Origin of the sequence: Mycolicibacterium neoaurum ATCC 25795 (genome assembly GCF_000691525.1) — a bacterium.
Classification (GTDB): domain Bacteria; phylum Actinomycetota; class Actinomycetes; order Mycobacteriales; family Mycobacteriaceae; genus Mycobacterium; species Mycobacterium neoaurum.
The window spans coordinates 665290-686646 of sequence record NZ_JMDW01000008.1; the positions used below are offsets into that span (position 1 = coordinate 665290).

Consider the following 21357-nt stretch of genomic DNA (forward strand, 5'->3'; position numbering starts at 1 on the left):
CCGCCATCGTGGCGGCTGAAACTCCACAAATCGCAGGGAGTTAGCCCGCCTTGAGCCGGATCTTCCAGCGCACGAAGGTCAGATAGGCGACGCTCAGCAGCGCCAGCATGCCCATGTCGAACCACCAGACCGACGAGGTGTGCTCCCAGTGCGCGTCCTTGGGGGTCAGCGGGCCCGGCACCAGATGGATCAGGTCCACCGTGGAGGCCGATGCGGCGAAGCCCCAGCGCGCCGGGGTGAACCAGGACAGTTGGTCGAGCACCAGACGGTCGGTCACCGGGATCATGCCGCCGGAGAACACCAGCTGGCTCATCACGGCAACCACCAGCAGCGGCATGATCTGCTCGTTGGACTTGGCCAACGCCGAGAGCGCCAGACCGACCATGGCCGCGGTCACCGTCGTCGCCGCCATCACCAGGAACAGCTCGGCAGTCGGGGGCAGGAACGACAGCGAGCCCTGCGTGGGACCGCCCTTGCCCAGCACCGCGATCGCCGTGACGATCGAGGACTGGATGATGGCGAACACCGCGTAGATGCAGACCTTGGCCATCAGATACGCCGTCGTCGACAAGCCGACCGCCTGCTCGCGGCGGAAGATGGCGCGCTCACCGATCAGGTCACGCACGGTCAACGCGGTACCCATGAAGATGGCACCGACGTTGAGCAGCACGAGGATCTGACCGGGCTCGTTGGGCGCATCACCCATCGGGTTCGGCACCCCGAAGCCGACGGTGCCGGGCACCGACAGCGACAGCACACCCATGATGAACGGCAGCACCGCCAGGAACGCGAAGTAGCCGCGGTCGGAGATGATGAGCCGCATCTGGCGCCGGGCGATGGTGGAGAACTGCCTGCGCACACTCGTTTTCGCAGGCTTGCCCAGGTCGGCGGGCTGTTCGGAGGCCTCGGCGTGCGGCAGCGGACCGCTGCGGGCCAGGTAGTTCTGGTGCGAGGTGTCCGGGTCGCCGGCGACCGACGAGAAGATATCGGCCCAGTTCGTGGTGCCCAACTCGGGACCGATCTGGCTGGGCGGCCCGTAGAACGCGGTCTTACCGCCCGGCGCCAGCAGCAGCACCTGATCGCAGACGTCGAGATAGGTCAGCGAGTGCGTCACCACCAGCACCACACGACCGGCGTCGGCGAGCTGGCGCAGCATCGTCATGACCTGGCGATCCAGCGCCGGATCCAGACCCGAGGTGGGCTCGTCGAGGATCAGCAACGAGGGCCCGGTCAGCAGCTCCAGGGCCACCGAGGCGCGCTTGCGCTGGCCACCGGAGAGTTTGTCCACCCGGGTTTCCAGGTGCTTGGTCATCTCGAGTTCTTCGAGGACCTGCAGGACCACGCGTTCGCGATCCTCCTTGGTGGTGTCGGGCGGCAGGCGTAGCTCGGCGGCATACATCAGGGCCTGCTTGACGGTCAGCTGGCCGTGCACCACATCGTCCTGCGGGACCATCCCGATTCGGGAGCGCAGCGAGGCGTACTCGGCGTGGATGTCGTGGCCCTCGAAGGACACCGTGCCCGATGTCGGGTGGGTCAGACCGGCGACCTGTTTGGCGAAGGTCGACTTGCCGGCACCCGACGGTCCGATCACCGCCGTCAGCGTGCCCGGCCGGGCGTCGATGGAGATGTTGTTGAGCAGCGTCTTGTTGCCCTCGATGGTCCACGTCAGACCGCGGACCTCAAGGCCGCCGGTGCGGGTGGCCGCCTGGGTTTCCGAGCCGCGTACCAGCGTGCCGCCGGTGAACACCAGGTCGACGTTGCCGATGGTGACCACGTCACCCTCACGCAGCAGCGCATCGTCGACGCGTTGACCGTTGACGAAGGTCCCGTTGATGCTGCGGTTGTCGAGGATCTCGGTGCCGCCCGGGCCGGAGACCAAGGTGGCGTGGTGCCGAGAAGCCAGGACGTCGGGGATGACGATGTCGTTGTCGGTGGCGCGACCGATCTTGATCCCGCCCGGTGGCACCTCCGGAGCCTTTCCGGGGCGCAGGATCTTGAGCATGCTCGTTGCGAGATTGTTCTCCGACGGGCGGGGCACCGCGGTCGGTCCCATCGCGGTCTGCGAGGGATCGGCGGGCGGGATGTAAGTCGGCTGCGAGCGCGACACGGTCGGCTGCGGTGGCGGCGGGTAGCCCTGCTGCGGCGCGCCCTGATAGGGCTGCTGCCCGGTCGGCTGATAAGGCTGCGGACCGGATGGGTAGCGCGGCGGCTGCTGCGACGGGGTGGCCCCGGTCGGCCAGGCCGGCGGAGCCTGCGGCGGTGGGGGCGGCTGCATCGGTGCCTGCGTCGGCCAGGATGCGCTGGGACGGGGACCGGTCGGTGTCGGGACGGCCTGCGTCGGGGGCGGGCTGCCCACCGCACCCTGATGGCGGCCGACCTCGAAGACCAGTTGCGGTCCGTCCGGATTGCCGACGTTGACGTGCTGGCCGTCGGTGATGTCCAGCGTGGGCACCCGCTGACCGTTGACGTACATGCCGTTGAGGCTGCCGTTGTCGATGGCGATCCAACGACCCTGGTCGAAGCGCAAGACCAGGTGGGCGCGCGAGATCAGTGGGTGGGCGATACGTACGTCGGCGCGCAGGTCGCGACCGACGACGACGTCATTGCCTGCAGAGAAGGTCCGAGTCGATCCTTCGTATCGAACGGTCAGCGCGGGCGTTCCGGGGCGGCTCATCGGGACCAACTGTATCCGGTACGCCAATGCAATTCCTGCTCCGAGGTCACCGTTCGGCTCGCCGAGAGCAACGATATGGTCGCTGCCGCCGGTTCGGGCGCGACCATACCGTCGCTCTGGCGGACGGCCTCAGGACGTCAAGGTATCCGGTGCCCCGGTGACCACGCAGTGGGTGTGGGTGTAGATCGTCGGCATGCATCGGTTGCAGTGCGTACATGCCGACCTGACCGACGAATCGGCCTTGATGCGGTTGACCAGATCCGGCTCGGCCAGCAGCGCACGGCCCATCGCGACGAACTCGAAACCCTCGGCCATCGCCTTGTCCATCGTTTCCCGATTGGTGATACCGCCGAGCAGGATCAGCGGCATGTCGAGTTCGGCCCGAAATGCCCGGGCATGCCGTAGCAGGTACGCCTCGCGGTAGGGGTATTCCCGCAGGAACTTCTTGCCGGTCATCCGCATGCCCCAGCTGATCGGTGGGGTGAAGGCGCCCGCGAACTCCTTGATCGGGGCATCGCCGTGGAACAGGTACATGGGGTTGACCAGGGAGCTGCCGGCGGTCAGCTCGATGGCGTCCAGACCGCCGTCTTCTTCCAGCCACTTCGCGGTCTGCAACGCCTCGTCGAGCGGGATACCGCCACGCACCCCGTCGGTCATGGTTAGCTTGGCGGTGACGGCGATCTTGGCGCCGCCGTGGCTCTCGACGGCATCGCGCACGGCCCGCACCACACCCCTGGCCACCTTCGCGCGGTTCTGCAATGAGCCCCCGAACTCGTCGGTGCGCCGGTTGAGCAGCGGTGACAGAAACGAGCTGGCGAGATAGTTGTGCCCGAGATGAACCTCGACGGCGTCGAAACCGGCATCGATGGCCAGCCGGGCCGCGTCGGCATGCGCTGCGATGACATCGCGGATGTCGTCCTTGGTGGCTTTGCGGGCGAAACGCATCGACAGCGGGTTGAAGAATCGGATGGGTGCCAGCGCCGGCGCCTTGTTGGTCCGCGCGTTGGCCACCGGGCCGGCGTGGCCGATCTGGGCGCTGATCGCCGCGCCCTCGGCATGTACCGCGTCGGTGAGCCTGCGCAGGCCGGGGACGGCCTCGGGCCGCATCCAGATCTGCCAGCCGTCGGTGCGCCCGCCCGGCGCCACCGCGCAATAGGCGACCGTCGTCATGCCGACACCGCCGGCGGCAGGCAATTGGTGATACCTGATCAGATCGTCGGTGACCAGCGCGTTCGGGCTTGCCGCCTCGAAGGTGGCGGCCTTGATGATCCGGTTGCGCAACGTCACCGGCCCGAGCTTGGCCGCACCGAATACGTCGGTGAACACTTCTGCCTGGGTGTTCATACCGGGCGAGCCTGCCACAATGTGTTCCGTGGCAGCGACGATTCTGGACGGTAAGGCGACTCGCGACGAGATTCTCGACGATCTCAAAGAGCGGGTCGCGAAGCTGACGGCGGCGGGCCGGACCCCCGGGCTGGGCACGATCCTGGTCGGTGATGACCCCGGATCGCAGGCCTATGTGCGGGGAAAGCATGCCGATTGCGCCAAGGTCGGTATCAACTCCATCCGGCGTGATCTGCCCGCCGATATCAGCCAGGCCGAGTTGGACGCCGTGATCGACGAGCTCAACGCCAACCCCGAGTGCACCGGATACATCGTCCAGCTGCCCCTGCCCAAGCATTTGGACGAGAACGCCGCCCTGGAGCGCATCGACCCCGATAAGGATGCCGACGGGCTGCACCCGACCAACCTGGGCCGGCTGGTGCTCGGCAAAGAAGCTCCGCTGCCGTGCACCCCACGTGGCATCGTGCACCTGCTGCGGCGCTTCGACGTGCCCATCGCCGGTGCGCACGTCGTGGTTATCGGTCGCGGTGTCACAGTGGGCCGTCCACTGGGTCTGCTGCTCACCCGCCGATCCGAGAATGCCACGGTGACGTTGTGCCACACCGGAACCCGCGACCTTGCCGAGCTGACGCGGCAGGCCGACATCATCGTCGCCGCCGTCGGCGTGCCGTACCTGGTCACCGCCGACATGGTGAAGCCCGGTGCGGCCGTCGTCGACGTCGGTGTGAGCCGCGTCGACGGCAAGCTGACCGGGGACGTGGCACCCGACGTCTGGGACGTCGCCGGGTATGTGTCGCCGAACCCGGGTGGGGTGGGTCCGTTGACACGGGCCTTCCTGCTGACCAATGTCGTGGAGCGCGCGGAGCGCGGGTGACGGCGATGAGCACGTGGGCGAAGTGCACATGACACCACAGGAATTCGCCCGCAAGGTGCTTGCCGGCCAGTGGCCGATCCTGCTGGTCGCGCTGATCTTCGCGGCCTCGTTCGTGCTGGTGATCGCCGGGTACTGGCGCCGTGGCGCCCTGGTGATGGGGATCGCGGTCGGGGTGGCCGCGGCGCTGCGGCTGGCACTGTCCGACGACCGGGCCGGACTGCTCGTGGTGCGAACGCGCGCAATCGATTTCGCGACCACCGCATCGGTCAGCGCGGTGATGCTCTACATCGCCTGGACCATCGACCCGCTGGGCACCAGCTAGGCCAGATCGGCCCGGATGCCCACGGTGACATACGGCAGCGCCAGTCCGCTGCTGTTGGCCAGTGCCGGGTGGGTGGCCAACAGTTCGCGCACCCGGTCCAGGGTGCGGGTGCGCACCTCGGCGGGTGAGGTGATGCAGTAGCTGCGCGAGGCCACCAGGTCGATGAGCGCCTGCGGGGTCAGGTAACTGGTCCACTCGACCTGCGTGCGCTCGATCGTCCCGAACGGCTCGGTGAGCGTCACCCGGTCGTTGAGCGGGTCGTGTTCGTGGCCGATGATCGCACCCAGATCCTTGACCCAGCCCATCCGCTCGTCGCGGGTGTTCCAGACCAATCCCAGCCGGCCGCCCGGACGCAGCACCCTGGCCACCTCGTCGGCGGCGCGCTGCGGATCGAACCAGTGCCAGGCCTGCGCCACCAGCACGCAATCGACACTGTCATCGGGAAGCGGGATCTCCTCGGCGGTCCCGAGCAGGGCAGGGGTGCCCGGCAACGACGAGGACAGCACCTCAAGCATCTCCGGGATCGGGTCCACCGCAACCACATCGAGGCCGCGTTCGACCAGCCGAACGGTCAGTTTGCCCGTTCCGGCCCCGAGGTCGAGGACGGTGCGCGCGCCGTGCGGCAGAAGCCAGTCGATGGCGTCCGGGGGATAGGACGGACGGCCGCGCTCATAGGCGGCGGCCTCTTCGCCGAATGACAGTGAGCGCGGGTCCGGCTTGCTCACCGTCGTGCCATCTCCAGCGTCTGTCGGATCAGCGGCGCGACCGCGTCGGTCTCCACCAGGAAACCGTCGTGACCATAGATGGAGTCGACCACCGAGAGACCGGGGCAACCGGGCAGCAACTCGGCCAGCTCCTGCTGCTGACGCAGCGGATAGAGCCGGTCGGAGGTGATGCCGGCGATCAATACCGGCACCGGGCAGCCGGCCAGCGCGGCCGCCACCCCACCGCGTCCACGCCCGACGTCGTGACTGCTCAACGCGTCGGTCAGGGCCACGTAGGTTCCGGCGTCGAACCGCGACACCAGCTTGCCGCCCTGGTGCTCCAGATAGCTCTGCACCGCGTAGCGGCCGCCGGCGGTCGGGTCCTCGTCGCCCTGGGCGTCGTTGGCGAATCGCGAATCCAGTTCGGCCTCACCGCGGTAGGTCAGGTGTGCGATGCGCCGCGCGATCTCCAGGCCCGCGGCCGGACTGCGGTCGGTGCCGTAATAGTCACCGCCCTGCCAATCCGGGTCGGCCTTGATTGCGGCGACCTGAGTGCTCTGGGTGCCGATCTGATCAGCCGTGGCCCGTGCCCCGACGGCAAGGATCAGCCCGGCGCGCACGGTGTCGGGATGACCGACGATCCACTCCAGTGCGCGCGCCCCGCCCATCGAGCCGCCGATCACCGCGGCGACCCCGGTGATGCCCAGTGCGGCCAGTGCGGCCAAGTCGGCATTCACCTGATCGCGAATGGTGATTGCTGGAAACCTTGAGCCCCAAGGCTTTCCGTCGGGTGCAAGGGAACTGGGGCCGGTCGAGCCGCGGCAACCGCCCAGTGCGTTGGTGGCGATGGCGCACCAGCGAGTGGTGTCGATGGTGGCGCCGTGGCCGGCCACCCCGTCCCACCATCCCGGTGTCGGGTGGTCCGGGCCAACCGGCCCGGTGATGTGCGAGTCGCCGGTCAGCGCGTGCAGCACCATGACGACGTTGTCTTTGGCTGCGGACAGTTCGCCCCAGCGCTGCACAGCGATCGAGACGGCCGGGAGGACGACGCCGCTCTCCAGAGTCAGGTCGCCGATCTCGACGACGCCGATCTCACCCTCAGCGGGCAGCGTCGACACCGCGTCGCTCTGTATGTCGTCGCGCCGTAAGTCGAAGATGGTCATATCGCCTCACACCGATGCGACGCTCTGCCCGGAACCCGCGAAGGCGCGGGCGGCCGCGAATCCGCGGTCGAGATCGGCCAGGATGTCGTCGATTCCCTCGATGCCCACTGCCAGCCGCACCAGACCGGGGGTCACGCCGGTGCTGAGCTGCTCCTGGGGGCTGAGCTGCTGGTGGGTGGTGGAGGCGGGATGGATCACCAGCGACCGCACGTCACCGATGTTCGCGACGTGGCTGTGCAACGTCAGTGCGTTGACGAACGCCTCACCGGCCGCGATGCCGCCGGCCAGTTCGAATGCCAGCACCGCGCCGGTGCCCTTGGGCGCCAGCTTGCGCCCCACCTGGTACCACGGTGAGCTGGGCAGTCCGGCGTAGTTCACCGAGATGACCTCGTCGCGGGCCTCCAGATATTCGGCGACGCGCTGCGCATTGGCCACGTGGCGCTCGATGCGCAGGCTCAGCGTCTCCAGACCCTGCGCGATGAGGAACGCGTTGAACGGGGCGACCGCAGACCCGAGGTCACGCAGCAGTTGGACGCGCGCCTTGAGTGCGTAGGCGGGCGGGCCGAGTTCGGCGAACACCACGCCGTGATAGCTCGGATCCGGGGTGGTGAATCCGGGGTGGCGCCCCTGGGTCCAGTCGAACTTCCCGCTGTCGACGATCACACCGGCGATGGCGGAACCGTGACCGCCGAGGTACTTGGTCGCCGAGTGCACGACGATGTCGGCGCCGTGCGCGATCGGCTGGATCAGATACGGCGTGGCGATGGTGTTGTCGACGATCAGCGGGATGCCGTCGGCGTGGGCGACCTCGGCGACCGACGGGATGTCGAGGACGTCGATCTGCGGGTTGGAGATCGTCTCGGCGAAGAAGGCCTTGGTGTTCGGTCGGATGGCCGCGCGCCAGGACTCCGGATCGTCCGGGTTGTCCACGAATGTCGTCTCGATACCCAGCTTGGGCAGCGTGTAGTGCAGCAGGTTGTAGGTGCCGCCGTAGAGCCGCGGGCTGGACACGATGTGATCGCCGGCCTGCGCCAGGTTGAGGATCGCGAACGTCTCGGCGGCCTGACCGGAGGACAGGAACAGCGCCGCGACACCGCCTTCGAGGGCAGCCAGGCGCTGCTCGACGACATCGGTCGTCGGGTTCATGATGCGGGTGTAGATGTTGCCGGGTTCGGCCAGGCCGAACAGTGCCGCGGCATGCGCGGTGTCACGGAACGTGTACGAGGTGGTCTGGTAGATCGGCAGGGCCCGGGAGTTGGTCGCCGTGTCGGGCGTCTGACCGGCGTGGATCTGCTTGGTCTCGAATGACCAGTCTTGTTCTGGTGTGCTCATGAAGAACGAACCTCCATCTGTCTCTGGGGGTCCGTCGATACGGACCCGCGCTTGCCGTGTGGTCGCTTGTCGTCGAAAAAGACGTGCGACTACTCAACCTGGTCTTCACCCGGAGCACCCCACCGCGGTTGGAGGGTTGCCGGCCAGCAAGCCGGGGCTTGGTGCTGGCACTCATGACCGAAACAAAGACTAGCTCACCGACTCGATGCCGTGCCACCTGGTTCTGCCGTCGCTGTCAGGACAAACCTACTGACCAGTAGTGAAAGCTGACCCATCGTGGATTCATCGGCCCTTGTAGTGTTGCCGGTGAGGACAGTCCCCGACCGTCGAACATGCGGCCGCGGGCGGTCCGCCGTGCGATTGCCACGCTGCTGAATCACATACGGCAGCGCCGACTTTCGCTACACCTGTCCGACAGTGACGCCGGGAGTACACATGAGCGCCGAGCAGCCGACCATCATCTACACGTTGACCGACGAGGCGCCGCTGTTGGCGACGTACGCCTTCCTGCCGGTGATCCGTACGTTCGCCGATGCCGCCGGCATCGACGTCAAGACCAGCGACATCTCCGTGGCCGCGCGCATCCTGGCGGAGTTCAGCGACCGTCTCACCGACGAGCAGAAGGTGCCCGACAACCTCGCGCACCTCGGCGAGCTGACCCAGGATCCCAGCGCCAACATCATCAAGCTGCCGAACATCAGCGCCTCGGTGCCGCAGTTGCTGGCCGCCATCAAGGAGCTCAAGGCCAAGGGTTACGACCTGCCCGATTTCCCGGGTGATCCGAAGACGGACGAGGAAAAGGAGATCCGCCAGCGGTACGGCAAGATCCTGGGCAGTGCGGTCAACCCGGTCCTGCGCGAGGGGAACTCGGATCGACGCGCACCCAAGGCGGTCAAGGAGTACGCCCGCAAGCACCCGCACAGCATGGGCCAGTGGTCGCAGGCATCGCGTACCCACGTCGCGACCATGAAGACCGGCGACTTCTACCACGGCGAGCAGTCGATGACGCTGGACAAGGATCGCACCGTCCGCATGGAGCTCAAGACCGATGGTGGCCAGACCATCGTGCTCAAGCCCGAGGTCAAGCTCGACAACGGCGATGTCATCGATTCGATGTACATGTCCAAGAAGGCCCTCATCGAGTTCTACGAGGAGCAGATCGAGGATGCCTACAAGACCGGTGTGATGTTCTCGCTGCACGTCAAGGCCACCATGATGAAGGTGAGCCATCCCATCGTGTTCGGCCACGCTGTGAAGGTGTTCTACAAGGACGCGTTCGCCAAGCACGGCAAGCTCTTCGACGAGCTGGGTGTCAACGTCAACAACGGCCTGTCCGATCTGTACGACAAGATCGAGACGCTGCCCGCCAGCCAACGCGAAGAGATCATCGACGACCTGCACAAGTGCCACGAGCACCGCCCGGAGCTCGCGATGGTCGATTCCGCCAAGGGCATCTCCAACTTCCATTCGCCCAGCGATGTGATCGTCGACGCGTCGATGCCCGCGATGATCCGGCTCGGCGGCAAGATGTACGGCGCCGACGGCCGCACCAAGGACACCAAGGCCGTCAACCCCGAGTCGACCTTCTCCCGGATGTACCAGGAGATGATCAACTTCTGTAAGACCCACGGTCAGTTCGACCCCACCACCATGGGCACGGTGCCCAACGTCGGTCTGATGGCGCAGAAGGCCGAGGAGTACGGCAGCCACGACAAGACCTTCGAGATCCCGGAGGACGGGGTTGCCGACATCGTCGACGTCGACACCGGCGAGGTGTTGCTGAGCCAGAAGGTCGAGGCCGGCGACATCTGGCGGATGCCGATCGTCAAGGACGCGCCGATCCGGGACTGGGTGAAGCTGGCCGTGAACCGGGCCCGGCTCTCCGGCATGACGACGGTGTTCTGGCTCGACGACGAGCGCCCGCACGAGAACGAACTGCGCAAGAAGGTCAAGGCCTACCTCAAGGAGGAGGACACCGAGGGCCTGGACATCACGATCCTGCCGCAGGTCTGGGCCATGCGCTACACGCTGGAACGCGTCATCCGCGGGCAGGACACCATTGCCGCGACCGGCAACATCCTTCGTGACTACCTGACCGACCTGTTCCCGATTCTTGAGCTGGGCACCAGCGCCAAGATGCTCTCGATCGTGCCGCTGATGGCCGGCGGCGGGCTGTACGAGACCGGTGCCGGTGGCTCGGCGCCCAAGCATGTCAGCCAGCTGATCGAGGAAAACCACCTGCGCTGGGATTCACTCGGTGAGTTCCTGGCCATCGGCGCCAGCCTGGAGGATCTCGGCAACAAGACCGACAACGCCAAGGCCAAGGTGCTGGCCGACACGTTGGACACCGCCGTCGGAAAGCTGCTGGACGAGAACAAGTCTCCCTCGCGAAAGGCGGGCGAGCTGGACAACCGCGGCAGCCAGTTCTACCTGTCGCTGTACTGGGCGCAGGCGTTGGCCGAGCAGACCGAGGATAAGGAGTTGGCCGAGCACTTCGCGCCGCTGGCCAAGTCGCTGGCCGAGAACGAGGAAGCCATCGTCAACGAGCTCAACGAGGTACAGGGCGGTCATGTCGACATCGGTGGGTACTACTACCCGGACCCCGAGAAGACCGCCGCGGTGATGCGTCCGTCCAAGACCTTCAACTCGGTGCTGGAGTCGGCCCGCAGCTGACATCGGGCCGCCAGTATTGGTACTGCCGGTAGTACTGCTCGCGTAGTGGTACCACCGGCAGTACTACGTTTCGGGCCGCGTTGTTCGATCCGTGCGGGCGTCGCGCCTAGCCCGCCGGCGGCGCCGCCCGCGTCGGTTCGGTGTGCTGGTCGACGAAGTCGGCGATCAGCCCGCTGACCTGTCCGGGCGCCTCGAGCATCGGGATGTGCCCGACGCCCGGCAACCGGGTCACCTCGGCATCGGTGGGCAGATTCTCGATGAAGTACTTCGTCCCGCGCGGGCTGGGGAACACCCGATCTTTCTCGCACAGCACCAGCTGTGTCGGCACACCGACCTGGGCCAATTCCAGCAATCCCGGCAGTCGCAGGGTCTTGACCAGCAGTTGGACGTAGGCGGTGCAATGGGTCGCATCCTGTACCAGCGCCTCCAGATCCGCCCGGCTCGGACCATCGGCGGGCCCGCTGACCGGCAGCGTGGCGATCCGGGTCCCGAAGGGCGCGTCGAGGATGCGCGGGCCGAACAGTCGTGCCGCGATCAGGGCCGGCCCGCCGAGCAGGAACTTCAACACCGTCTCGTACTTGGTGGGGGAGTGCTGGCGCCAGCCGCCGGCCGGGGCGATGGCGGTCAGCGTGCGTGCCCGACCCCGTCGCTCCAGCTCGAAGGCAACCCAACCCCCGAGCGAATTACCGACGATATGCGCTGTCTCCCAGCCGATCTGATCCATCCGACGCTCGACGTCGTCGACCAGCGCCGCGGTGTCCAGGAACCAGGTGCCGGAGCGGGCGCCACCATGATGGCCGACCATGGTCGGTGCCAGCACCTCGAATCGGCCCGTGCCGGCGAGTTGGCCGGCGACGGTGGACCACACGTTCTGTGAACACAGGAACGGATGCAACATCAGGACTGGTTCACCCGATCCGAGGTGGATGGGTGCGCGCTGGGTCATAGCGCTCGACAGTATGGCGGTACCCCGGGTACCGCAAGATCCGACGGCGGCGACCGGGGGAATCCCTGCGGTGTCGGTGCGCTCCACTAGGGTCGTCGTCCGTGATCGTCACCACCGTGAACGCCAACGGCATCCGTGCCGCGGTCAAGCAGCGCTCCGAAACCAACCTCGGCATGCTGCCCTGGTTGAAGGAGACCGAAGCCGACGTCATCTGCCTGCAGGAGACCCGCGCCGACGACGCGCAGCTGGCCGATGCGCTGGCCCCGGCACTGGCCGACGGTTGGCATCTCGCCTCGGCCGAGCCACATGTGAAGGGCCGCAACGGTGTCGCGGTGCTCTCCCGGACGCCGTTCGACGCGGTTCGCATCGGCGCCGGCGCCGATGAGTTCGCCGCCCACGGTCGCTACATCGAGGTCGACACCGCAGGCGTCACGGTGGCCAGCGTCTACCTGCCCACCGGGGAGGCCGAAACCGACCGGCAGCTGGAGAAGGAGCGGTTCATGGCCGCCGTGCAGGCACGGATGGCCGTGCTGCTCGATCGGGCGATGCACGACGGAAACGACGCCGTGCTGTGCGGGGACTGGAACATCGCGCACACCGAGAACGACATCAAGGCCTGGAAGAACAACGTCAAGAAGTCGGGCTTCCTGCCCAGCGAACGGCAATGGCTCACCGATCTACTGGCCACCGGCTGGGTCGACGTGGTGCGCGCGCTGCACCCCGATGTGCCCGGGCCGTACAGCTGGTGGTCGTGGCGCGGCAAGGCGTTCGACAACGACGCGGGCTGGCGCATCGACTACCACCTGGCCAGCCCGGCGCTGGCCGCCCGCGCGGTCTCGGCGCGGGTCGAGCGCGCCGAGCTGTACGCCCTGCGCTGGTCCGACCATGCGCCGGTCACGGTGCAGTTCTCCTGACCGGCCGGGCGTCGTCGCCCGCATCGCCGACATTCATGGACGCCGGGTCGTCCGGTGGCAGGCAGGACCGCCGATGGTCGCATGACAAAATGCAGTGATCATGAATGAACCACGCGGCGCCGCCGCTCGCCAGGTCGTGTTCTCCGGTGCACAGCCCACCTCCGACTCGTTGCACCTCGGCAACGCCCTGGGGGCGGTCAACCAGTGGGTGAGCATGCAGCGCGACTATGACGCCTACTTCTGCGTCGTGGACCTGCACGCCATCACCATCGCCCAGGATCCCGAGGTGCTGCGCAAGCGCACCCTCGTCACCGCCGCGCAGTACCTGGCGCTCGGCGTCGACCCGGAGCAGGCAACGGTCTTCGTGCAGAGCCATGTGCCCGCCCACACCCAACTGGCCTGGGTGCTCGGTTGTTTCACCGGGTACGGGCAGGCCTCGCGGATGACGCAGTTCAAGGACAAGTCCCAGAAGCAGGGGGCCGAGGCGACCACCGTCGGGCTGTTCACCTACCCGGTGCTGATGGCCGCCGACATCCTGCTCTACGACACCGATCTGGTGCCCGTCGGCGAGGACCAGCGTCAGCATCTCGAGCTCGCCCGCGACCTCGCCGAGCGCATCAACGCCCGCTTCCCCGGCACCTTCGTCGTGCCCGAGGCGACCATCCCGAAGGCCACCGCCAAGATCTTCGACCTGCAGGACCCGACGGCGAAGATGAGCAAGTCCGCCACCACCGACGCGGGCCTGATCAGCCTTCTCGACGACCCGAAGAAGACCGCCAAGAAGATCCGCTCGGCGGTCACCGACAGCGAGCGCGAGATCCGGTTCGACCGCGACGCCAAGCCCGGCGTGTCCAACCTGCTGACCATCCAGTCCGCCGTCACCGGTACCGATGTCGACACCCTGGTCGCGGGCTACCAGGGCCGCGGATACGGCGATCTGAAAACCGAGACAGCCGACGCGGTCGTCGAGTTCGTCACGCCCATCAAGGCGCGCGTCGACGAGCTGATCGCCGATCCCGCCGAACTGCAGGCGGTACTCGCCAGGGGTGCAGAGCGGGCCGCCGCGGTGGCTTCAGCCACCGTCGAGCGGGTATATGACCGGCTGGGTTTCCTGGCGCCGACGCACTGAGGGGTAGCACATGGCCGGCCGCGACGCGGTAGCGACAGCACAGTCCGAGCAGGACGGTCCCGGCTTCATGGACCGGCTGCGGAGTCGGTTCGCGTGGTTCAACCGGGTGATGCTCGCCCAGGAACGCTACAACGACTGCAAGGGCGACTTCTACGCCGCCGGCATCACCTATTTCACCATCTTCGCGCTGTTCCCGCTGCTGATGGTCGGGTTCTCGATCGCCGGTTTCGTGCTCGCCAACCAGCCCGACCTGATGCTCGAGGCGGAGGCCAAGATCCGTTCGGTGGTCTCGGGGGACTTGGGCGCACAGCTGGTCGACCTGATGGACTCCGCCATCGAATCCCGCGGCACGGTGGGTGTGATCGGTCTGGCCACGGCGGCCTGGGCGGGGCTGGGCTGGATGAACAACCTGCGCGAGGCTCTCAGCCAGATGTGGGAGCAGCGGCACGAGCCTGCCGGTTTCGTGGCGACGAAGCTATCGGATCTGGGTGCGTTGTTGTCGGCGTTCGTCGCACTGACGCTGACGATCGGATTGACCGCGCTGAGCAAGGAGTCACCGATGTCCACGGTGCTCGGCTGGCTGGGACTGAGCGGTGTTCCCGGGTTGGGCATCGGGCTGCAGGTGGCGTCGTGGTTCGCCTCCCTGATCATCTCGTGGATGCTGTTCACCTGGATCATCGCCCGGCTTCCGCGCGAGTCGGTCAGCTTCCGCAGTTCACTGCGGGCGGGTCTGCTGGCCGCCGTGGCGTTCGAGATCTTCAAGCAGGTCGCCTCCGTCTACCTCAAGTCGGTGCTCACCGGCCCTGCCGGAGCGACGTTCGGGCCGGTGTTGGGTCTGATGGTGTTCGCCTATATCACCGCCAGGCTCATCCTGTTCTCGACCGCCTGGGCGGCCACGGCCGCGGAGAACCTGGCCGCCGCCCCTGTCGAACCGCCCGGCCCGGTGCTGATCCGGCCGCGGGTCCAGATCCGGGAGGGCATCGGATTACCCGGCGCCGCGGCCGGTTTCGCCGCGGGGGCTCTCGGAGGGTTGGGACTGGCCAGGTTGCTCCGGCGTAATCGTCAGTGACCGGTCAGCTTGAGCCCGACCACGCAGCCGATGATCCCGATGATGAGCGCCACCTTGATCGGCGAAGCGCTCTCGGTGCCGGTCAGCATCGCATAGCCCACCGTCAGCGCCGCGCCGATGCCCACCCAGATCGCATAACTGGTGCCGATCGGCAGCGTGCGCATCGCATAGGCCAGACCGGCCATGGAGAGTATCAGCGCGACCCCAAATATCGCTGTGGGCCAAAGTCTGCTGAGGCCCTCGGACTTACCGAGCGCGGTCGCCCAGACGGCTTCCAGCACCCCGGATATCACCAGCACGAGCCAGGCCATGGCACACCTCCCTTGGCTGCCGTCTTGTCGCTGGCCGGGTACGGTGCCTCTCGTCCGGTGTCACACGGTGACGTCATCGACGGTAGCAAATTCCGGTAGCGTCGCACCGGTGTCACTGGTCACCACCTGGTCCGCGGCGATGGGCCTGCGCACGCCGATCGTGAATGCCCCGATGGGCGGTGCCGCGGGTGGACGGTTGGCATCGGCGGTCACCGCCGCGGGTGGGTTGGGCATGCTCGGTCTGGGAAGCGCCGGGACACCGGAGGTGTTGCGCCGTGAGATCGGTTTGGCGCACGGACGATTCGGGATCGGGTTGGTGCACTGGGTGATGGCCGAAAGCCCTGAGCTGCTCGATATCGCGCTTGGGGCGCAGCCGGCGCTGTTGAGCGTCAGCTTCGGAACCGACTTCGCGTGGGTGCAGCGGGCGCACGATGCGGGGGTGACGGTGACGACGCAGGTGGCATCGGTCGAGGCGGCCCGGCGTGCCGTGGACGCCGGTGTCGACGTGCTGGTGGCGCGGGGCGCCGAGGGCGGCGGCCACGGTGAACCCTTGGTCGGCACCCTGCCACTGCTGACGGGAGTGCTTGACGCGGTGGATGTTCCGGTGTTGTCGGCAGGCGGAATCGGGTCCGCGCGCGGGGTGGCGGCGGTGTTGGCCGCGGGCGCGTCGGGGGCGTGGATCGGCACATTGTTCGCGGCCTGCCCGCAGGCGCTGACATCGGAATCCGCACGCGCCGAGCTGGTTGCCGGTCATGACACCGAGCTGACCTCCGCCCATGACATCGCGGCCGGATACCGTTGGCCCGCCAACATTCCCGAGCGGGTGCTGCGCGGGTCGCCGGTCAATGCCGGTGAGGGTGTCGGCCAGCTTCGGCAGCCGGTGGACGCGGGCGAGCTGGTCGCCGCGCTGACCGCGGATGCCGAGGACCTGTTGCGCAGGCCGGTGCGGTGAGTCGCGTGGCTCAGGCGCGCTGACGGTTCATCGACCGGGCCACCATCATCAGGGCGAACACGATGATGGCCCCGACCAGCCCCACGCCGACACGTACGGGCACGGTGTCGGCGGGCGGTAGTGCGGTGGCGGCGACAGCGGTGGGATCCGGTGCCTCTTCGGTTTTCGCGACCGCCAGTGAGGGGTCGGCCTCGATGAGGGTGCCGACCTTGGTGCCCGGCGGTGTGGCGAAGCCGTAGTCGAGCAGGCGCGCGGCCTGCTCCCACGGCGCGATCGGTACCCGAGTTCCCTTGAGCATGACGGCAACCAGCCGACGCCCGTCACGTTCGGCCGCTCCCACGAAGGTCTGGCCGGCGTCGTCGGTGTATCCGGTCTTGCCGCCGAGCGCGCCGGGGTAGTTGTACAGCAGCTTGTTGTCGTTCTCCAGCTCGTAGGCGGGCCACGGATACTTCTCGGTACCAACGATTTTGGAGAAGGTGTCGTTCTGCCACGCGTAGCGGTAGAACAATCCGATGTCGTAGGCCGAGGTGCTCATCCCCGGGCCGTCCAGCCCCGACGGGGTGGCCGCGCGGGTGTCCCGTGCGCCGAGCTTGCGCGCCAGCGTGTTGACCTTCTGCAGTGCGGTGTCCATCCCGCCGAGCTGCATCGCCAGCGCGTGCGCGGCGTCGTTGCCGGACACCATCAGCAGCCCGTGCAGCAGATCGTTGATCGTGTACCGCTCGCCGTTCTTGACCCCGACACGGCTGCCCTCGGCGTGCTCGTCGCCCTCGGTGCCGTTGACGATGCGGTTGATGGGCAGTTCCTGGATGGACTGCATCGCGACGAGCACCTTGATGATGCTGGCCGGGCGATGCCTGCCGTGCGGATCCTTGGCGGCGATGACCTCACCGGTGTCCAGATCGGCAACCAACCATGCCTCGGCAGAGACATCCTCGGGCACCGGGCCGGTACCTGCGGCGGTCACGATGCCGCAACCGCCAAGCGCTTCGCCGCCCAACGGCGTCGCGGGAACCGGCAGCGCGCCCGGGGTCGGGTCACCCGGCTTGGGGACTTCCGAGGCATCGACCGCCGGCGGTGTCGTGGTGCGGTACGGGCAGGGGTCCGGCGCCGGTTCCGCACCAGCCAGCGGCGCGCTGACCAGCGCGGGACCCGCCAGCATCAATGCCGTGGTGACCGCGCAAGTCACTCGGCGCAACGTCGCGAAGGAAGCCATGATGACTGCAGATTAGGAGACCGCGGACCGATTTTCGTCTCGCCACGCTGTGGCTGATGTGACTTGTGTGATTAATGTGATTTAACGTCACCGACGGTGCACCCAGAGCGAGATGTGTGCTGCTTCCTCGATCTGTGTGCACCGTCGGTGCTCGCGGCGCTCAGAGCCGGCGCGCCGCCTCGGACAGCACGTTGTGCAGGATGTCGTAGATCGCGTCGAACTCGGCCTGCCCGCTGATCAGCGGCGGCGCCAGCTGCACCACTGGGTCGCCACGGTCGTCGGCGCGGCAGTACAGTCCGGCCTCCCACAGTGCCGGGGTCAGGAATCCGCGCAGCAACCGCTCGGACTCGTCGTCGTCGAAGGTCTCCTTGGTCGCCTTGTCCTTGACCAGTTCGATGCCATAGAAGAAGCCCTCACCGCGCACATCGCCGACGATCGGGAGATCGTAGAGCTTCTCCAGCGTCGCCTTGAATGCCGGCGCATTCTGTTTGACGTGGTCGTTGATGCCCTCGCGCTCGAAGATGTCGAGGTTGGCCAGGGCGACGGCCGCCGAGACCGGATGTCCGCCGAAGGTGTAGCCGTGGCCGAAGACGGTCTTTCCGTCGTCGAACGGCTCGAACAACCGGTCGCTGGCGATCATCGCGCCCAGTGGTGAGTAGCCCGACGTCAAGCCCTTGGCGCTGGTGATGATGTCGGGCACATAGCCGAAGTCATCGCAGGCGAACATCGAGCCGATCCGGCCGTAAGCGCAGATGACCTCGTCGGAGACCAGCAGCACGTCGTATTCGTCGCAGATCTCGCGGACGCGTTCGAAGTATCCCGGCGGCGGGGGGAAGCATCCGCCGGCGTTTTGCACCGGCTCGAGGAAGACTGCGGCGACGGTGTCGGGGCCCTCGAACTCGATGGCCTCGGCGATGCGGTCGGCGCAGTACTGACCGAAGGCCTTCTCGTCGTGCGCGAACGGTTCGGGCGCGCGGTAGAAGTTGGTGTTCGGTGCGCGGAAGCCGCCCGGGGTCAGCGGCTCGAAGGGAGCCTTGAAGGCGGGTATACCGGTGATCGCCAGCGCGCCCTGCGGAGTGCCGTGGTAGGCGATGGACCGCGAAACCACCTTGTGCTTACCGGGTTTGCCGGTGAGCTTGAAGAACTGCTTGGCCAGCTTCCAGGCGGACTCGACCGCCTCGCCGCCGCCGGTGGTGAAGAACACCCGGTTCAGATCGCCCGGTGCGTAATTGGCGACCCGCTCGGCCAGCTCGATCGCCGTCGGCGTCGCGTAGGACCACAGCGGGAAGAAGGCCAGCTGCTCGGCTTGCTTGGCCGCGGCCGCGGCCAGTTCCTCACGGCCGTGGCCGACCTGGACGACGAACAGGCCGGACAGGCCGTCGATGTAGCTGTTGCCCTTGTCGTCGAAGATTCGGGTGCCTTCGCCGCGGGTGATGATCGGCGGGGTTATATCGGCGCCGTGGCGCGCGAAGTGCCCCCACAGGTGGCGCTGGGCCTTGGCGGCCAGATCGCCGGTAGTGTTCGTGGTTGTTTCGGTGATAGTCATCTAGTGCCCCAGTTGTATTGCTGCTTAACGAGTTTCAAGTAAACCAACGTTTCGGTGGATATCACTCCCGGGACGGCGCGGATCTTGGTGTTGAGTAGGTCGAGCAGGTCACCGTCGTCCTCGCAGACCACCTCGACGATGGCATCGAAGGTGCCGGCGGTCAGTACCACGTAGTCGACGGATTCCAGTTGGGCCAGCTTCTCGGCGACCTTGGTCGTATCGCCGGTGCAGCGGATGCCGATCATGGCCTGACGTGCGAAGCCCAGTTGCATCGGGTCGGTGACCGCGACGATCTGCATGACGCCGGCGTCGACCATGCGCTGCACGCGCTGGCGCACCGCCGCTTCCGACAGTCCGACCGCCTTACCGATCCCGGCATAGGAACGCCGGCCATCCTGCTGGAGCTTCTCGATGATGGCCTTGGACAGTTCGTCGAGCTGGAAGGCGGCCCCCGGGCGCGAATGGTTGATTCGCAGTGACACGGCGGAGGGGCCGGGCGGAGAGTCCGGGTGCGACATGCCTTGATTGTGCACGGAATCCGTCGTTACAAGCAACCATTTGTATGAAATCAGGCGTTGGTCATGCCGTCGATCGCCGGAATGCGTAGCCTTGACGTTCGTGAGTGCTCAAAAACCTGCCATCGCCGGCAGTTGGATCAATGGTGCAGCAATAACCACGACGGGGCAGAGTTTCGACGTCATCAACCCCGCCACCGGGGCGGTGGTCACCACATATGCCCTGGCTACCCCGGCCGATGTGGACGCCGCGGTGGCAGCCGCCCGCGCGGCGCAACCTGCCTGGGCCGCCGCACCGCCGGTGGAGCGGGCAGGTGTGCTGGCCAAACTGGCCGAACTGATGGAAGCGGCCGCCGACACCTTCATCGCCGAGGAGGTCGCCCAGTGCGGTAAGCCCGTGCGGCTGGCCACCGAGTTCGACGTCCCCGGCAGCATCGACAACGTCGCCTTCTTCGCGGGTGCCGCACGCCATCTGGAGGGCAAGGCCAGCGCCGAGTATTCGGCCGACCACACCTCCAGCATCCGGCGCGAGGCCGTCGGCGTCGTCGCGACGATCACGCCGTGGAACTATCCGCTGCAGATGGCGGTCTGGAAGGTCATTCCGGCCCTCGCCGCGGGATGCGCGGTGGTCATCAAGCCCGCCGAGATCACCCCCTTGACGACGCTGACGCTGGCCCGCATCGCCGCCGAAGCGGGTCTTCCCGCCGGGATCCTCAACGTCGTCACCGGTGCGGGCGGCGATGTCGGGACCGCGCTGGCCGGGCACCCCGATGTGGATGTGGTGACCTTCACCGGGTCGACCCCGGTCGGCCGCAAGGTGATGGCCGCCGCCGCGTTGCACGGTCACCGCACGCAGCTCGAGCTAGGTGGCAAGGCACCGTTCGTGGTGTTCGACGATGCGGACCTCGACGCGGCCATCCATGGCGCGGTGGCCGGTGCGTTGATCAACAGCGGACAGGACTGCACCGCGGCCACCCGGGCCATCGTCGCGCGTGATCTCTACGACGATTTCGTGGCCGGGGTCGGCGAGGTGATGAGCAAGATCGTCGTCGGCGATCCGCACGACAAGGACACCGATCTGGGTCCGCTGATCACGTACGCCCACCGCGAGAAGGTGGCCGCGATGGTGTCCCGCGCCCCCGATCAGGGCGGGCGCATCGTCACCGGCGGTGTCATTCCCGATCTGCCCGGCGCGTTCTACCGGCCGACGCTCATCGCGGACGTGTCAGAGTCCTCGGAGATCTACCGCGACGAGATCTTCGGTCCGGTGCTCACCGTGCGGGCGTTCACCGATGACGACGACGCGCTGCGCCAGGCCAACGACACTGCCTACGGTCTGGCGGCCTCGGCCTGGACCCGTGACGTGTACCGGGCGCAGCGCGCCTCGCGTGAGATCAACGCCGGTTGTGTGTGGATCAACGACCACATCCCGATCATCTCCGAGATGCCGCACGGCGGTGTCGGGGCGTCCGGGTTCGGTAAGGACATGAGCCAGTACAGCTTCGAGGAATACCTGACCATCAAGCATGTGATGAGCGATATCACCGGGGTGGCCGAGAAGGAGTGGCACCGGACGATTTTCGCGTCTCGGTAGCCTGCGATTTGTGGAGTTTCAGCCGCCATGGTGGCGGCTGAAACTCCACAAATCACTACTCGTCGCGGGGTCTATGGCCGCA

18 protein-coding genes and 2 riboswitches are annotated in these 21357 nt (G+C 67.1%); of the genes, 8 read left to right on the top strand and 10 right to left on the bottom strand.

Translation table 11 applies throughout. From position 1 onward, the window contains the following. Positions 1–40 precede the first annotated feature (40 nt). Both IC40_RS0110665 and IC40_RS0110670 read right to left on the bottom strand, forming a co-directional pair. A complete protein-coding gene (locus IC40_RS0110665) occupies positions 41–2674 on the bottom strand; it encodes an FHA domain-containing protein (RefSeq protein WP_030134699.1) in 2634 nt (877 codons plus the stop codon). A gap of 129 nt (positions 2675–2803) precedes the next feature. Continuing rightward, positions 2804–4018: an NADH:flavin oxidoreductase gene (locus tag IC40_RS0110670; protein WP_030134700.1), complete on the bottom strand. Its 1215-nt coding sequence runs from the start codon at positions 4016–4018 to the stop codon at positions 2804–2806. A 28-nt stretch (positions 4019–4046) separates the two neighbouring features. On the opposite strand from IC40_RS0110670, the gene IC40_RS0110675 reads away from it, so the two are divergent. Beyond that, complete coding sequence (locus IC40_RS0110675) at positions 4047–4892, top strand: bifunctional methylenetetrahydrofolate dehydrogenase/methenyltetrahydrofolate cyclohydrolase (protein WP_030134701.1); 846 nt, start codon at positions 4047–4049, stop codon at positions 4890–4892. A 28-nt stretch (positions 4893–4920) separates the two neighbouring features. After that, on the top strand, positions 4921–5214 hold the full coding sequence (locus IC40_RS0110680) for a DUF3017 domain-containing protein (RefSeq protein WP_030134702.1): 294 nt from the start codon (positions 4921–4923) through the stop codon (positions 5212–5214). Here the strand turns inward: IC40_RS0110680 and IC40_RS0110685 are convergent. The 3 genes from IC40_RS0110685 to IC40_RS0110695 are packed head-to-tail and all read right to left on the bottom strand — an operon-like array spanning position 5211 to position 8413. Next, positions 5211–5939, bottom strand: coding sequence for a class I SAM-dependent methyltransferase (locus IC40_RS0110685; RefSeq protein WP_030134703.1), 729 nt, complete (start codon positions 5937–5939; stop codon positions 5211–5213). The genes IC40_RS0110680 and IC40_RS0110685 overlap by 4 nt on opposite strands. Further along, the gene (gene metX, locus IC40_RS0110690) at positions 5936–7081 is read right to left on the bottom strand and encodes a homoserine O-acetyltransferase MetX (protein WP_110783489.1); all 1146 of its coding nucleotides are present in this window, start codon (positions 7079–7081) and stop codon (positions 5936–5938) included. The genes IC40_RS0110685 and metX overlap by 4 nt, the downstream gene beginning before the upstream one ends. 6 nt (positions 7082–7087) lie before the next feature. Continuing rightward, entirely contained in the window at positions 7088–8413 is a 1326-nt protein-coding gene (locus tag IC40_RS0110695; protein WP_042509970.1) for a bifunctional o-acetylhomoserine/o-acetylserine sulfhydrylase, read from the bottom strand. A gap of 42 nt (positions 8414–8455) precedes the next feature. Continuing rightward, positions 8456–8592, bottom strand: a riboswitch (SAM riboswitch). Positions 8593–8848: 256 nt separating this feature from the next. Here IC40_RS0110695 and IC40_RS0110700 point away from each other — a divergent pair. Next, on the top strand, positions 8849–11086 hold the full coding sequence (locus IC40_RS0110700; protein WP_030134706.1) for an NADP-dependent isocitrate dehydrogenase: 2238 nt from the start codon (positions 8849–8851) through the stop codon (positions 11084–11086). 106 nt (positions 11087–11192) lie between these two features. Here IC40_RS0110700 and IC40_RS0110705 read toward each other — a convergent pair whose 3' ends face one another. Continuing rightward, entirely contained in the window at positions 11193–12032 is an 840-nt protein-coding gene (locus tag IC40_RS0110705) for an epoxide hydrolase EphH (protein WP_030134707.1), read from the bottom strand. 101 nt (positions 12033–12133) lie between these two features. Here IC40_RS0110705 and IC40_RS0110710 point away from each other — a divergent pair, with 101 nt between their 5' ends. From IC40_RS0110710 to yhjD, 3 genes are all read left to right on the top strand, one after another. Further along, entirely contained in the window at positions 12134–12946 is an 813-nt protein-coding gene (locus IC40_RS0110710; RefSeq protein ID WP_030134708.1) for an exodeoxyribonuclease III, read from the top strand. Between the two features lie 100 nt (positions 12947–13046). Continuing rightward, positions 13047–14075 carry a tryptophan--tRNA ligase gene (trpS, locus tag IC40_RS0110715; protein WP_030134709.1) on the top strand — a complete coding sequence of 343 codons (1029 nt, stop codon included), beginning with the start codon at positions 13047–13049 and terminating at the stop codon, positions 14073–14075. A gap of 10 nt (positions 14076–14085) precedes the next feature. Next, positions 14086–15144, top strand: a complete 1059-nt coding sequence (gene yhjD / locus IC40_RS0110720) for an inner membrane protein YhjD (RefSeq protein ID WP_042509969.1) — start codon at positions 14086–14088, stop codon at positions 15142–15144. On the opposite strand, the gene IC40_RS0110725 is transcribed toward yhjD, so the two are convergent. Next, the gene (locus IC40_RS0110725) at positions 15138–15455 is read right to left on the bottom strand and encodes a DMT family transporter (RefSeq protein WP_030134711.1); all 318 of its coding nucleotides are present in this window, start codon (positions 15453–15455) and stop codon (positions 15138–15140) included. The genes yhjD and IC40_RS0110725 overlap by 7 nt on opposite strands. 12 nt (positions 15456–15467) lie before the next feature. Beyond that, positions 15468–15532, bottom strand: a riboswitch (guanidine-III (ykkC-III) riboswitch). 62 nt (positions 15533–15594) lie between these two features. Here IC40_RS0110725 and IC40_RS0110730 point away from each other — a divergent pair. Further along, the gene (locus IC40_RS0110730) at positions 15595–16407 is read left to right on the top strand and encodes a nitronate monooxygenase (protein ID WP_081843417.1); all 813 of its coding nucleotides are present in this window, start codon (positions 15595–15597) and stop codon (positions 16405–16407) included. A 10-nt stretch (positions 16408–16417) separates the two neighbouring features. Here IC40_RS0110730 and IC40_RS0110735 read toward each other — a convergent pair whose 3' ends face one another. The 3 genes from IC40_RS0110735 to IC40_RS0110745 form a co-directional block, all read right to left on the bottom strand. Further along, complete coding sequence (locus tag IC40_RS0110735) at positions 16418–17620, bottom strand: D-alanyl-D-alanine carboxypeptidase family protein (protein WP_030134713.1); 1203 nt, start codon at positions 17618–17620, stop codon at positions 16418–16420. 160 nt (positions 17621–17780) lie between these two features. Then, the gene (locus tag IC40_RS0110740) at positions 17781–19166 is read right to left on the bottom strand and encodes an aspartate aminotransferase family protein (protein ID WP_030134714.1); all 1386 of its coding nucleotides are present in this window, start codon (positions 19164–19166) and stop codon (positions 17781–17783) included. Next, positions 19163–19684 carry an Lrp/AsnC family transcriptional regulator gene (locus tag IC40_RS0110745; protein ID WP_019510115.1) on the bottom strand — a complete coding sequence of 174 codons (522 nt, stop codon included), beginning with the start codon at positions 19682–19684 and terminating at the stop codon, positions 19163–19165. Before IC40_RS0110745 ends, IC40_RS0110740 begins: the two co-directional genes overlap by 4 nt. Before the next feature lie 100 nt (positions 19685–19784). Here IC40_RS0110745 and IC40_RS0110750 point away from each other — a divergent pair, with 100 nt between their 5' ends. Beyond that, a complete protein-coding gene (locus tag IC40_RS0110750) occupies positions 19785–21275 on the top strand; it encodes a gamma-aminobutyraldehyde dehydrogenase (RefSeq protein ID WP_162179264.1) in 1491 nt (496 codons plus the stop codon). Positions 21276–21357: the final 82 nt, after the last annotated feature.